The organism is Pseudomonas sp. PsB, from assembly GCF_043658375.1.
Classification (GTDB): Bacteria; Pseudomonadota; Gammaproteobacteria; order Pseudomonadales; family Pseudomonadaceae; genus Aquipseudomonas; species Aquipseudomonas putida_Z.
In genome coordinates this window covers 130,574-144,593 of record NZ_JBIGLU010000003.1, presented here as the reverse complement: position 1 = coordinate 144,593, position 14,020 = coordinate 130,574, and the positions used below count along the sequence as shown (strand labels likewise).

Annotated in this window: 11 protein-coding genes; 2 read left to right on the top strand and 9 right to left on the bottom strand. The window is 62.5% G+C overall.

Annotated features, from left to right (window positions below; translation table 11 throughout):
• Nucleotides 1–59: 59 nt before the first annotated feature.
• Nucleotides 60–1,160, bottom strand: a complete 1,101-nt coding sequence (gbcB, locus tag ACGLHT_RS06950; protein WP_015268654.1) for a glycine-betaine demethylase subunit GbcB — start codon at nucleotides 1,158–1,160, stop codon at nucleotides 60–62.
• A 295-nt stretch (nucleotides 1,161–1,455) separates the two neighbouring features.
• Between gbcB and gbcA the strand changes: the two genes are divergently transcribed.
• Complete coding sequence (gene gbcA / locus ACGLHT_RS06945; RefSeq protein ID WP_137162803.1) at nucleotides 1,456–2,748, top strand: glycine-betaine demethylase subunit GbcA; 1,293 nt, start codon at nucleotides 1,456–1,458, stop codon at nucleotides 2,746–2,748.
• A gap of 79 nt (nucleotides 2,749–2,827) precedes the next feature.
• Here the strand turns inward: gbcA and ACGLHT_RS06940 are convergent, their stop codons facing one another.
• From ACGLHT_RS06940 to ACGLHT_RS06910, 7 genes are all read right to left on the bottom strand, one after another.
• Nucleotides 2,828–3,619, bottom strand: a complete 792-nt coding sequence (locus tag ACGLHT_RS06940; protein ID WP_249352864.1) for an RHS repeat-associated core domain-containing protein — start codon at nucleotides 3,617–3,619, stop codon at nucleotides 2,828–2,830.
• 574 nt (nucleotides 3,620–4,193) lie between these two features.
• Nucleotides 4,194–4,964, bottom strand: a complete 771-nt coding sequence (locus tag ACGLHT_RS06935; RefSeq protein WP_003257512.1) for an electron transfer flavoprotein subunit beta — start codon at nucleotides 4,962–4,964, stop codon at nucleotides 4,194–4,196.
• A 10-nt stretch (nucleotides 4,965–4,974) separates the two neighbouring features.
• On the bottom strand, nucleotides 4,975–6,207 hold the full coding sequence (locus tag ACGLHT_RS06930; RefSeq protein WP_039613190.1) for an electron transfer flavoprotein subunit alpha/FixB family protein: 1,233 nt from the start codon (nucleotides 6,205–6,207) through the stop codon (nucleotides 4,975–4,977).
• On the bottom strand, nucleotides 6,207–8,159 hold the full coding sequence (gene dgcB / locus ACGLHT_RS06925) for a dimethylglycine demethylation protein DgcB (RefSeq protein WP_025337384.1): 1,953 nt from the start codon (nucleotides 8,157–8,159) through the stop codon (nucleotides 6,207–6,209). The genes ACGLHT_RS06930 and dgcB overlap by 1 nt, the downstream gene beginning before the upstream one ends.
• A gap of 206 nt (nucleotides 8,160–8,365) precedes the next feature.
• Nucleotides 8,366–10,426, bottom strand: a complete 2,061-nt coding sequence (gene dgcA / locus ACGLHT_RS06920) for a dimethylglycine demethylation protein DgcA (protein ID WP_025337383.1) — start codon at nucleotides 10,424–10,426, stop codon at nucleotides 8,366–8,368.
• A gap of 15 nt (nucleotides 10,427–10,441) precedes the next feature.
• Nucleotides 10,442–10,972, bottom strand: a complete 531-nt coding sequence (locus tag ACGLHT_RS06915) for a DUF5943 domain-containing protein (RefSeq protein ID WP_013970507.1) — start codon at nucleotides 10,970–10,972, stop codon at nucleotides 10,442–10,444.
• A 77-nt stretch (nucleotides 10,973–11,049) separates the two neighbouring features.
• Nucleotides 11,050–12,027: a dipeptidase gene (locus ACGLHT_RS06910; protein WP_003257506.1), complete on the bottom strand. Its 978-nt coding sequence runs from the start codon at nucleotides 12,025–12,027 to the stop codon at nucleotides 11,050–11,052.
• Between the two features lie 286 nt (nucleotides 12,028–12,313).
• Between ACGLHT_RS06910 and ACGLHT_RS06905 the strand changes: the two genes are divergently transcribed.
• Nucleotides 12,314–12,715, top strand: coding sequence for a lysozyme inhibitor LprI family protein (locus tag ACGLHT_RS06905; RefSeq protein WP_274079974.1), 402 nt, complete (start codon nucleotides 12,314–12,316; stop codon nucleotides 12,713–12,715).
• 299 nt (nucleotides 12,716–13,014) lie between these two features.
• Here the strand turns inward: ACGLHT_RS06905 and ACGLHT_RS06900 are convergent, their stop codons facing one another.
• Entirely contained in the window at nucleotides 13,015–13,959 is a 945-nt protein-coding gene (locus ACGLHT_RS06900) for a GlxA family transcriptional regulator (RefSeq protein WP_137162799.1), read from the bottom strand.
• Between the last annotated feature and the right edge of the window lie 61 nt (nucleotides 13,960–14,020).

The following is a 14,020-nucleotide window of genomic DNA, read 5'->3' as shown; positions in this document are numbered from 1 at the left end:
CCCTGTAGGAGCGGCCTTGTGTCGCGATGGGCTGCAAAGCAGCCCCCTGCAATTTCAGATCAGTAATCGATCCGCACATCCCCTTTCGGCACGCTGCAGCACGACAGGATGTAGCCCTCGGCTTCGTCCTCTTCGGTAATGCCGCCGTTGTGTTCCATCTCCACTTCGCCGCCCAGCTTGAGCACCTTGCAGGTGCCGCAAATGCCCATGCCGCAGGCTTTCGGGATCATCAGGCCAACCTTGGCCGCCGCCGCGTGCACGGTCTCGCCCGGGGCGATGCGGATGCTCTTCTCGCTGCCGATGAACTCCACCAGGTTGAGATCGGCCGCATCCAGTTCCGGCGCGTCGGCAGCCTGCTCGGCATGCTCCACCGCATCGGCCTTGGCCTCGGGCGGCGTCGCGCCGAACGATTCCTCGTGATAGTTCTTCATGTCGAAGCCGACCGCTTCGAGCATGCGCTTGACCGCAGTCATGTATGGCGTCGGGCCGCAGCAGAACACCACGCGGTCCATGTAGTCCGGCGCGATCAGCTCCATCAGGCGCTGGTTGAGGTAACCGCGATAACCCGCCCACGGCTCACCCAGTCCATGCTTTTCACAAATGATGTGCAGGCTGAAATTGGGGATGCGCGAGGCCATCTGCTCCAGCTCGCGGTGGTAGATGATGTCCTTCGGCGAACGGGCGCTGTGCACGAACACCATGTCGACATTGCCGTTGGTGTCGTAGAACCAGCGCGCCATCGACATGACCGGGGTGATCCCGACACCGCCCGAAAGGTAAAGCACCTTCTGCGCCGGGAAATCGATAGCGTTGAACAGCCCCACCGGGCCGTGCACCGGCAGCTCGGCGCCTTCGTGCATGGTGTCGTGGAGGAAGTTGGACACCAGGCCGCCCGGTACACGCTTGACGGTGATCGAGAAGCTGTAGGGCACCGACGGTGAACTGGAGATGGTGTAGGAACGCATCACCGGCTTGCCTTCGATCTCCAGCTCCAGGGTGACGAACTGCCCCGGCTTGAAGAAGAACATGATCGGCTGATCGGCCATGAAGCAGAACGTGCGCACGTCCCAGGTCTCCTGGATGACCTTGACGCAGCGCACGATGTGACGGCCGTTGGCCCAGGTCTGGGTAGTGACCGGATTGAGGAAGGTATCGGACATGTTCATCTCCAGCAGCCGACTATTGGCCTTTTTATGGCTTGGATAATGCGCAAGCTGAAGACGACGTACATTCCTGCCAGCGACATCGGCGTGCTTATCGCGACCAGCCCCGCGCTGCAAGGGCTGGCGCGTCGTAATTCAAATCGGCCATGTCGCCCATGGATACGGTTCATGACGCCTTCGGACGCACACTCCACGGCAAAACAACCAGCTGTTTCTTGATAAGCAGCCTTGCGGCACCACAACAACGATTAGCCACCTTTTGCCGGCCGCACACGGCCCCGAGGAATACACGATGGACGTCACCGCAACCCTGAGCCTGGGCGATCCACTGGAACCTGCACGCAAGGCCACCGCCGAGATGCTGCAGACCCGCGAGCGCACCTACTCGCTGCCCCAGCCTTTCTACACCGACGAGCGTCTGTTCCAGATCGACATGCAGGAGATCTTCCACAAGGAATGGCTGATCGCCGGCATGACCTGCGAGATCCCGGCCAAGGGCAACTACATCACCCTGCAGATCGGCAAGAACCCGATCATCGTGGTGCGTGGCGCCGAAGGTAAGGTGCACGCCTTCCACAACGTCTGCCGCCACCGCGGTTCGCGCCTGTGCGTCAGCGACAAGGGCAAGGTGGCCAAGCTGGTCTGCCCGTACCACCAGTGGACCTACGAGCTGGACGGCCGCCTGCTGTTCGCCGGTACCGAAATGGGTGCCGACTTCGACATGAACCAGTATGGCCTGAAGCCTGTGAACGTGAAGGTCGCCGGCGGCTACATCTTCATCAGCCTGGCGGAAAACCCGCCTGCCATCGACGAGTTCCTGGCCACCCTGGACCACTACATGGAACCGTACGACATGGAAAACACCAAGGTGGCGGTACAGACCACCTTGATGGAAAAGGCCAACTGGAAGCTGGTGCTGGAAAACAACCGCGAGTGCTACCACTGCAACGGTTCGCACCCGGAGCTGCTGCAAACCCTGCTGGAATGGGACGACACCAACGACCCGCGCGCCAGCCAGGAATTCAAGGACCACGTGGCCGCCTCCGCTGCCGCCTGGGAAGCCGAGAAGATCCCGTACCTGCACAAGAGCCATGGCCTGCGTAACCGCATCGTGCGCATGCCGCTGCTCAAGGGCACCGTGTCGATGACCATGGACGGCAAGCAGGCCTGCCAGAAGCTGATGGGCCGTATCAAGAACCCGGACCTGGGCTCGATGCGCATCCTGCACCTGCCGCACTCCTGGAACCACTGCATGGGCGACCACATGATCGTGTTCACCGTGTGGCCGATCAGCGCCCAGGAAACCATGGTCACTACCAAGTGGCTGGTGCACAAGGATGCCGTAGAGGGTGTGGACTACAACCCCGAGAACATGCGCAAGGTGTGGGACGCCACCAACGACCAGGACCGCCGCCTGGCCGAAGAGAACCAGCGTGGTATCAACTCCACTGCGTACCAGCCTGGGCCATACTCGAAGACCTACGAGTTTGGCGTGGTCAACTTCATTGACTGGTACAGCCAGCGCTTGCTGAACAACCTGGGGGCGGAGCCGGCGGCGTATCTGAAGGAAGTGCAGGCGCAATAAGTAATCAGTAACCTGACAGCGCTCTGCCTGCTTGCGAGGCAGAGTGCGTCAGGCAACCAGTTGTGTCTACGAATCAATGCTACACCTGAACACTGTGGGGTCGCGGGTTCGTCCTCCTTATCTTATTTGCAGCTGCTATCAACATAAGGCCTGCGTTATTCAGTGCATCTGGCAACATTGTGACATCCGCTAGAGTCTCTAAAAGTATCATAGGAGTCTCTGTCGGATATGCCTTCAGGTAGCCCAGCACCTCCGAGAGTCCATCGAAGTTTCCTGTCCAACCGCCCACAGTATTCGTATACACGGCCGTGATGCCGGCTATATCGCCTACCGTCTGCGCTCTAGGTACATCGCCTACGACAAAACTGTATACGTTACCCGTTACACCAGCGACGCCTGTAAAGAAGTGATGCATATTCGCGATTCTATCTTTATCACTCAGCTCCTTATGGCCCTGATAATTCTCGGGCCGTAGGATTTCCCCTCGCGTAATTTTCACATCGCGCCTGCGCCCCACAATATTACGAGCAGTGCGTATAACCGCTCCAAGCCCCGTGGTGGCGCTGGATACCGTAAAGCCAGCCCTAAGCCCAACGAAGTACCATTCCGCACCACCTGGGTCATGCCGATTCACGGGATCACCGCCACAATAGGCGTATCCATTGATGTCGCCCCTGGAGAATGGGCTTAGCGAGTCAGGCGAGATAAACCGCATCAGGACCGGGCTGTAGTAACGACGGCCGTTCCCCAGCGGGTAATTACCAGTCAATGGATCACGATATTGGCCGCAAAAAGCCAGACTTGGTGTCGGAGTAGATTTCGAGTCACCATAGGGTGAATACGCACGCGGTTCGGACGGTCTCCCCCACATCACTGACTGTTGCCGATCAGTGCTTAACAATAGCTTCGACATGGTTTATCCACAGTTCCCGGATCTTGTGGATACCTTAGCGATAGCGTGAAAATGTGGGTACTGGCAAAAATACTAGGCGGATTGATCATTATTTGATCAATCCCATGCAGGCCTTATGAAACCTTGCCTGTAGAGAATTCCGTACACCTTATCCACAAGGACACCAACAGAGATTGTGTGCAAAACTTCGCGCGACTGAAAGTGCTTGTGGATAACGCGAGAAAACCTCGATCCTTGCCACATCTGTAGAGCAGAAGCAGATCATGATCACTTTTTGCCCAAATCTTCGTAACGCTTGAATCCAGAGGCCTGCAGCGAAGCACAAACACTTTATCCACACCTTGACGAACAGATTTGGTGGGCAAAAGCACTCGCTCGGTTCTGAGTACGGAATGTGGGAGCGGCCTTGTGTCGCGAAAGGGCTGCGCAGCGGCCCCGGGTTTTTAGTCACTGCAGAAATGGATGGGGCCGCTAACGCGGCCCTTTCGCGGCACAAGGCCGCTCCCACAGAGAAATCTCCAATCCTCCAGCTTCAGCGCAGCACGCCCTCTTCCACCAGCAGCTTGAGGATGGCCTCGGCGCCTTCCTGTGGAGAAACGTCCTTCAACACCTTGCCACCGCCACCACTGGCCTTGGCCGTCGCCGCTTTCATCCGGTCGGCACCGCTCTTGGCCTTGATCACCTTAAGCCGCTTGGGCCGCGGGCGGGCCGGTTGCAGCTCGGCTTCGGCCAGCAGTTCGTCTTCGACGATGGCCACGTTGCGCGCCGCCAGTACACCCCGACGCGCCGGCCCGAAAGCGCTCTGGCGCGGCTTGGGCGCTGCGTTATCCACAGTCGCCAGCAACGGCAGGCGCACCTTCAGCCGACGCCGCTGACCGCGCGGCAGCGCCTGCAATACCTGGGCGGTGCCGTTGTCGATCGACTCCACTTCAGCCAACCCCACAATCAGCGGCCAGCCGAGCTTTTCGGCCAGCAGGAACGGCAACATGCCCGACCCTTCGCCGGTCTCGGCCTGGCTACCGGTCAGCACCAGCTGTGCCCCGGCATCGCGCAGGTAATCCCCGAGCACGCCCAGCACATCGGCACCAGCCGGCTGCTCCAGCACATCCAGATGGTCCAGGCCCATCCCCAGGTAGGCGCGCAGCGCCTCTTCCCGTGGGTCGCCGGCATGCACCACCTGCAAGTTATCCCCAGCCAGCTGCAAACCCAGCTCCACGGCGCGCGCATCTTGCTCGGCGCGGCGAGCGCGGCCGGAGCTGGGGTGGGCACCGATGGAAACCAGGCTGATCACTTTCGTACTCATGCTCGTGCCCTTATGCCGCGTCGCGCTGGCCGCCGCTGCGGTAGTTGTCCACAGCCTCGATCAGTGCCTGGAGAATCGCCGAACTGTCGCCAATTACCGACAGGTCGGCCCGTTTGATCATGTCGCAGCCCGGGTCCATGTTGATCGCCACCACCTTGTCGCAGGCGCCGATGCCCTGCAGGTGCTGGATCGCGCCCGAGATACCCACAGCCACGTAGACCCGCGCGGTAACCCAGGTACCAGTGGCACCCACCTGGCGGTTGCGCGGCATGAAGCCGTCGTCCACCGCCACCCGCGAGGCGCCTTCGGTGGCGCCAAGGGCCGCGGTGGCCTTGTGATACAGGTCCCAGTCCTTGACCCCGTTGCCGCCCGAGACGATGAACTCGGCTTCGGCCATGGCAATGGTGGCCGGGTCCACGGCCACCGAACCGAGGTCTTCGATGCGCGACAGGCTGCGCGCCACGCTTGTGGACAACTCCACCGGCAGCGCTTCGTGACGGGTTTCGCTGACCGGCTCGGCGCACTCGGCCGCCGCCAGGATCAAGCGTGGTACGGCGCGCTGCAGGTCTTGCTGGCCGGCACCGGCACGGCCGATGCACTGGCCGTCCTTGACCTGCCATACCCGCGTCGCCGGGCGCTCGCCCAGTGCCGCGCCCAGGCGCCGGCCCAGTTCGCCACCACCGGTGCGGCTGTCGGGCAGCAGCCAGTGGCGCGGGGTGAACTGGTTATCCACAGCCCGCAGGCCTTGTACCAGTTGCTCCGGTGCATAACCTTCGAAAGCCTCGCCTTCGATGACCAGCAGGCGGTCGACCCCGGCTGTGGAAAAGTTGCTTTCCTTGTGCTCGCCAAACACCACTGCCAGCACCGCACCGTCGCTGCCGGCCAGGCTGTGGGCCAGGCCGAGCAGGTCGCGGTCGTGGCTGCTCAGGCGGCCACCGACCATGTCCGGCACCACGGCGATGTAGAACGCCGGCGCCGGCACCTGGTGCAGCGGCAGCTTGACCTCGGCCGCCGCCGTGCGTCGCCCGCCCACGGCGGTGCCCTGCTGGGCGCCGCTGCGGTCGATGCGCTTGATGCCGGCCGGGCCGATGAAGCCTGCGGCAATCGCATGGGGGTTCTTGCGGATGAGGCCGTTGGGCCCCATCCAGCTGGTCTGCTGCGTCTGCATCGCTGCATGCAGCGGGTGCAGACGGTTACGGGCGATCCACTCGGCGCGTGGGTCGCGGCGGATAATGTCGCTCATCAGTGCACCTCCGCAGGTTCACGTTTGGCCGTTTGCGGCTTTGGGGCAGAGGGTGCGTCCTCTTCGATCAGCACGTCGGCCACCAGTTCGGCCAGGTCCTTGATCTGCGGGCGCGGTTCGACGACACCTTCGAGCATGGCGGTGCACTGTGGGCAACCCACGGCCACCAGCTCGGCCTCGGTCTCGCGGATGTCGTCCATGCGCATGTCCGGGATACGCTGCTTGCCAGGGATGTCGGTGATCGGCGCACCGCCACCACCGCCGCAGCAACGGGAACGGAAGCCCGAGCGCTGCATCTCGCGCACTTCGATACCCAGGGCCTTGAGCACGGCACGCGGAGCTTCGTACTCACCGTTGTAACGGCCCAGGTAGCACGGGTCGTGGTAGGTGACGCTGCCGCCCTTGTGCTGGCCGAGGTTGAGCTTGTTGGCCGCGATCAGTTCGGCGATGTAGGTGCTGTGGTGCTGCACCTGATAGTCGCCACCCAGGGCGCCGTACTCGTTCTTCAGCACATGGAAGCTGTGCGGGTCGCAGGTGACGATGCGCTGGAACTTGTACTTGGCCAGGGTCTGGATATTGCGTTTGGCCAGTTGCTGGAAGGTCGCTTCATCGCCCAGACGGCGCGCCACGTCGCCACTGTCGCGCTCTTCCAGGCCGAGCACGGCAAAGTCCACGCCCGACGCCTTGAGCACTTTGACGAACGAGCGCAGGGTGCGCTGGTTGCGCATGTCGAAGGCGCCGTCACCGACCCAGAACAGTACCTCGGTGGTTTTCACCTCCGACAGCAGTTGCAGGTTGAGGTCGGCGGCCCAGTTCATGCGCCCGCCAGGGGCGAAGCCGCCTGGGTTGTCGGTAGCGATCAGGTTGTCCAGCACTTCGGCGCCCTTGTTCGGGGTGGCGCCTTTTTCCAGGGTGAGGTGACGGCGCATGTCGACGATGGCATCGACGTGCTCGATCATCATCGGGCATTCCTCGACGCAGGCACGGCAGGTGGTGCACGACCACAGCGTTTCGGCGTCGACCAGGCCATTGACGATCGGCTGGTGCGGGTGGCCGCCATGCTCACCGACCGGTTTGCCCGGGTATGGGCTGCCGGCGAACTGCGCGTCGGTGCCACCGGCCAGGCCGATGACCATGTCCTGGATGAGCTTTTTCGGGTTCAGCGGCTGGCCGGCGGCAAAGGCCGGGCACATGGCTTCGCATTTACCGCACTGCACGCAGGCGTCGAAGCCCAGCAGCTGGTTCCAGGTGAAGTCCACCGGCTTTTCCACGCCCAGCGGCGCGTTCGGGTCTTCCAGGTCCAGCGGCTTGAGGCCGGTGGAACGGCCGCCGCCGAAGCGTTCGGCGCGGCGGTGCCAGGCCAGGTGCAGGGCACCGGCGAAGGCGTGTTTCATCGGGCCGCCCCAGGTCATGCCGAAGAACAGCTCCGACACGCCCCACAGCACGCCCAGGCCGAGAATGCCCACCATCACCCAGCCACCGGTGTTGGCCGGCAGGATGCCGGCGACCGGCAAGGTGGCGATGAAGAAGCTCACGGCAAACGCCAGCAGGCTCTTCGGCAGGCGCATCCACGGGCCCTTGGACAGGCGCGAAGGCGGGTTGAGGCGGCGCTTGAAGACGAAGATGGCGCCGCTGAACATGATCACCGTGGCCACCAGCAACGCGTAGCCGAGGATTTTGCTCTGCAGGCCGAAGCCGTGCACCAGGATCGCCAGCACGGCCGACAGCACGAAGCCGCCAGCGGTGGCCACGTGGGTCTTGGACATGTACTTGTCGCGCTCGACCACATGGTGCAGGTCCACCAGGTAGCGGCGCGGCATGGCCAGCAGGCCGCCGATCAGGTTGACCTTGGACGGCCGGCCACGCCGCCACATGCGCACCCGGCGCAGGGCGCCGAGCACTGCCAGGCCAAGGGCAGCGAACAGCAGGATCGGTAGAAGGGTGTTCAACATGGGAGGCTCCCACAACAGCTGGATTCTTGCGCCACACATCAAGAGGTGGCGCGGACCCCTGTAGGAGCGGCCTTGTGTCGCGATGGGCTGCGCAGCAGCCCCAGGGTGAGCGGCGCTGCACAAATCCTGGGGCTGCTGCGCAGCCCATCGCGACACAAGGCCGCTCCTACAGGGGGGCCAGTCCCGCCTCTAGAGAGGCGGTGCGATCAGAAGTCCTTGCACAGGCGCAAGGCGTCGTAGATCGCCGCATGCACGTTGCGCTGGGCCACGCAGTCGCCGATGCGGTACAGCAGGTAGCCTTCGCCCGGCTGGCTGAGGATCGGCTGTGGCTTGATGGCGAACAGTGCCTCCACGTCGATCTGGCCTTTGTTGCGCGAACCTTCCTTCAGTGCGTAGTACAGCTGCTCGTCAGGACGCACGCCGTTCTCCACCACCACCTGGTCGACCACGCGCTCTTCCTTGGCGCCGGTGTATTCGTTTTCCAGCACCGCCACCAGCTTGTCGCCTTCGCGGTAGACCTTTTCCAGCATCATGTCGCCGGTCATGATCACTTCTTTCGGATACATGCTGCGGTAGTAGGTCGGGAAGGTAGTACCGCCCATTGCCACGCCCGGCTTGATGTCGTCGGTGACAATCTCGACCTGGCTGCCCTTGTCGGCGATGAAGTCAGCCACCGACATGCCGGTGAACTCGCAGATGGTGTCGTACACCAGCACGTTCTTGCCCGGCGCAACCTTGCCGTCCAGCACGTCCCAGCTGCTGACCACCAGCCCTTCGGCGGCGCCCCAGTGCTCGTTCTGCTCCAGGAAGGAATGCCCACCTACCGCCAGCACGATGATGTCGGGGCGCAGGTCCTGGATGGCAGCCACGTCGGCGGCGGTGCCCAGGCGCAGGTCGACCTTCAGGCGCGCCAGCTCCAGCTGGTACCAGCGGGTGATACCGGCAATCTGGTCGCGCTGCGGGGCCTTGGCGGCGATGGTGATCTGCCCGCCGATCTGCTCCTTCTTCTCGAACAGGGTCACATCGTGGCCACGTTCGGCAGCCACGCGGGCCGCTTCCATGCCGGCCGGGCCGGCGCCAACCACCACCACCTTGCGCTTGGCGCCGGTGGTCTTCTCGATGATGTGCGGCACGCCCATGTATTCACGGGAGGTCGCGGCGTTCTGGATGCACAGTACATCCAGGCCCTGGTACTGGCGGTCGATGCAGTAGTTGGCACCGACGCACTGCTTGATCTGGTCGATCTGGCCCATCTTGATCTTGGCGATCAGGTGCGGGTCGGCCATGTGCGCACGGGTCATGCCGACCATGTCCACGTAGCCGCCTTCGAGGATACGCGTGGCCTGGTTCGGGTCCTTGATGTTCTGCGCGTGCAGCACCGGGACCTTGACCACTTCCTTGATACCGGCCGCCAGGTGCAGGAACGGCTCCGGCGGGTAGCTCATGTTCGGGATGACGTTGGCCAGGGTGTTGTGGGTGTCGCAACCCGAACCGACCACGCCGATGAAGTCGAGCATGCCAGTGGCGTCGTAGTAGGCAGCGATCTGCTTCATGTCCTCGTGGCTGAGGCCATCGGGGTGGAACTCGTCGCCACAGATACGCATGCCCACGCAGAAGTCGTCACCGACTTCGGCGCGCACGGCCTTCAGTACTTCCAGGCCGAACTTCATGCGGCCTTCAAAGGTGCCGCCCCATTCGTCGGTACGCTTGTTGACCCGCGGGCTCCAGAACTGGTCGATCATGTGCTGGTGCACGGCCGACAGTTCCACGCCGTCCAGGCCGCCTTCCTTGGCGCGGCGGGCAGCTTGCGCGTAGTTGCCGATCACGCGCCAGATCTCTTCCACCTCGATGGTCTTGCAGGTGGCGCGGTGCACGGGTTCACGGATACCCGACGGCGACATCAGGGTCGGCCAGTTGAAGCCGTCCCAGCGCGAGCGACGGCCCATGTGGGTAATCTGGATCATGATCTTGGCGCCATGCTTGTGCATGGCGTCGGCCAGGTTCTGGAAGTGCGGGATGATGCGGTCGGTCGACAGGTTGACCGACGCCCACCACTCCTGCGGGCTGTCGATGGCCACCACCGACGAGCCGCCGCAGATCGCCAGGCCGATACCGCCCTTGGCCTTTTCTTCGTAGTACTTCACGTAGCGGTCGGTCGTCATGCCGCCGTCAGTGGCGTAGACCTCGGCGTGCGCGGTGCTGAGCACACGGTTGCGGATGGTCAGTTTGCCGATCTGGATCGGCTGGAACATTGCTTCGAATGCCATGACGCTATCTCCGGCTTACAACGGCTTTGTAACGAACAGGCCATCTTCGTGGCCTTCTTCCGACCCGCCATAGACCTGTTCGGCCACAGTGCGGATCGAGCTGCCGCGGGCAGCGAGAATCTGGTCCATGGCGCCGGCGAACCAGCCGGTGAACATGTAGTCGACCTTGCGGCCGCACTTGCCATAGACGTACACGAACGCGGAGTGCTTGAGCTTGACGCTGCAGGTGCCCTTGTCGAGATCGATGTCCTGGATTTCGAACAGGCCCCAGCCGCGCTGGCTCAGGCGCTTCATGTAGTGCTCGAACACCGCCACGCCTTCCAGGCCATGGCACTCGGCTTCTTTTTCACACCAGTGCCAGGCGGACTTGTAGCCGGCCTTGTAGAGGATCTCGGCGTACTTGTCGGCGCCCAGGACTTCTTCGATGCCCATGTGGTTGTTGACGAAGAAATGGCGCGGCACATACAGCATCGGCAAGGCGTCGCTGGTCCAGACACCGGTCTCGCTGTCTACTTCGATTGGCAATTGCGGGGCGATCTTGGCCATGGAAACTCAACTCCATAAAATTTTTTATTGGGATGCCCCGGCGTTGCTGGCAGGGGCTTTCAGGCTTGGAGAGCGGCTTACTCGCCCCACACGTCCTTGAGGACGTTGACCCAGTTCTCACCCATGATCTTGCGCACCACGCGCTCGGAGTGGCCGCGCTTGAGCAAGGTTTCGGTGAGGTTGGGGAATTCGCCCACAGTGCGGATGCCCAGCGGGTTGATGATCTTGCCGAAGTTGGTCAGGCGACGGGCGTAACCCTTGTCGTGGGTCAGGTACTCGAAGAAGTCCTGGCCGTGGCCCTGGGTGAAGTCGGTACCGATACCGATGGCGTCTTCACCGACGATGTTCATGGTGTACTCGATGGCTTCGGCGTAGTCGTCGATGGTCGAGTCGATGCCCTTGGCCAGGAACGGCGCGAACATGGTCACGCCGACGAAACCGCCGTGGTCGGCGATGAACTTCAGTTCTTCATCCGACTTGTTGCGCGGGTGCTCTTTCAGGCCCGAAGGCAGGCAGTGCGAGTAGCAGACCGGCTTTTTCGACTCGAGGATGACTTCTTCGGAGGTCTTGGAGCCGACGTGGGACAGGTCGCACATGATGCCGACGCGGTTCATTTCGGCAACGATCTCGCGGCCGAAGCCCGACAGGCCGCCATCACGCTCGTAGCAGCCGGTACCGACCAGGTTCTGGGTGTTGTAGCACATCTGCACGATGCCCACGCCCAGCTGCTTGAACACGTCGACGTAGGCGATCTGGTCTTCGAAGGCGTGGGCGTTCTGGAAGCCGAAGAGGATGCCGGTCTTGCCCAGCTCCTTGGCCTTGCGGATGTCGGCGGTGGTGCGTACCGGCATCACCAGGTCGCTGTTATCGCGGATCAGCTTCTGGCTGGCGGCGATGTTGTCGACGGTAGCCTTGAAGCCTTCCCAGACCGACACCGTGCAGTTGGCCGCAGTCAGCCCGCCTTTGCGCATGTCCTCGAACAGCTCGCGGTTCCATTTGGCAATGATCAGGCCGTCGATGACGATGCTGTCGGCGTGAAGTTCGGCTGGGCTCATCAGGCTGTCCCCTTTTATTGAATGGGTTTGCGCCAAACCTTATTGCCGGCGCTTTGGGGCCAGCATATGCCTGTGCCCAAAGGCGCCCCGATGCAAAAACGACAGGGGGTTTGCCGAAAGCGTCAATGCGCGACATCGCGCCCTCTGGCGCGCCGTCTGGCGATGAGAGACAGTCTCGATAACGACATTTCCGGCGGCTTTATGAACATTTCGTCAGGGAGCTACCGCCTTGCCTTCGGCTGAGCGAGAATCCCAGCGATTCGTCAGCCTGTTGAGGAGAAAACGGATGAAATCAATGGCATGGCTGGTACTGCTGGCTGTCGTATCGGGCGCCCAGGCCGGCGAGGAAGAAAGCACCCCGTGCGACAACGTCGAGACCGACCAGCAGACCTACGCCTGCGCTGCGTTCAACAAGCAGACCGCCGAGCGCGAGCTGAAAGCGGCGTATGACGAACTGATCCAGCGCATCCGCGACCAGTATGCCGATGAAGGCGACAAGGCCACTGCGCTGGTCGCGCGCATGGACGCGGCCGAGAAGCTGTGGGCACAGTTGCGCGATGCCGACTGCAAGGTCGAGACCTATGCCGAGAAGCCCGGCAGCAAGGCGTTCCAGGCGGCGTGGGATACCTGTGTGGCGCAGCGCAGTGATGACCGTTCGGAGTACCTGCAGTCCATCGGCCAGCAGTAAGCCTGTACTAGCCCCTTCGCGGATAAACCCGCTTCCACAGGCGGAGGTTTTCCTGTGGGAGATTGCCCAGCCCTTTTGGGCTGCGCTGTCGCGCAGAGAACAAATATCGCTCGTCTGACGCGTCCTTTGTAGGAGCAGCCTTGTGCTGCGAAGAGGCCGGTACAAGCAACAGACAGGCTTTGTCAGTACCGGCCTCTTCGCAGCACAAGGCTGCTCCTACAGAACCTCGCCGAACCAATGAGTCATGTGTTGTTCTATGAGAGCGGGTTTACCCGCGAAGAGGCCGGTACAGGAGGGAATCAAACCGCCCGGGCCAAGCGGTCCTCCCGCGGGCAACGCTGGTACCGTGCCCGATAGCAGCGGGTAAAGTACGAAGCCGACTCGAACCCGCACGCCACCCCCACCTCCAGCACACTCATGTCGGTCTGGCGCAACAACTGCCGTGCCTTGTCCAGGCGCAGTCGCAAATAGAACCCACTGGGCGTGTCGTCCAGGTGCACGCGGAACAACCGCTCCAGTTGCCGCCGGGTCACCTGCACCGCTTCGGCCAGCACCTGGGTATTGAGCGGCTGCTCGGTGTTGCGCTCCATTTCACCAATCACCTTCACCAGCTTCTTGTTGCTAATGCCATAGCGGCTGGCAATCTGCATGCGCTGGTGGTCCTGTCGCTGGCGGATACGTCCGAGCACGAATTGCTCCGACACCTGCACCGCCAGTTCACTGCCGTGGGCCTGGGAAATCAGGTCGAGCATCAGGTCGATCGAAGCGGTGCCACCGGCACAGGTGATGCGCCGCCGGTCAATTTCGAACAGTTCCTGGGTGGCCTGCAGGCTCGGGTAGTTCTCCTTGAACGCCTCCAGCGCCTCCCAGTGCACGGTGGCGCGGTGGCCGTCGAGCAGGCCGGCCTCGGCCAGCACCACCGCGCCGGTATCGATGCCACCCAGAACCACCCCCTCATGGTCCAGGCGGCGTAGCGCCTGCTGCAGCGCCGGTCCGTAACAGGCCAATGGCTCGAAACCGGCGACGATCAGCAGGATGCCACCAGGCTCGCCCGCCGCCAGCGCTGCATCGGCGTTCACCGACATGCCATTGCTGGCCTGCACCGCCCCACCGTCCAGGCTCAATACCTGCCAGCGATACAACGGGCCCTTGAAGCGGTTGGCCACCCGCAGTGGCTCCAGGGCACTGATGAAACCCATGGCCGAGAACCCGGGCAACAACAGGAAGTGAATGATTTGCGGCATTGCATGCTCCACGGCAAAGGTGGTCGCCTCCGTGCAAATGTTGGTCGCCAGGGTGCGATTT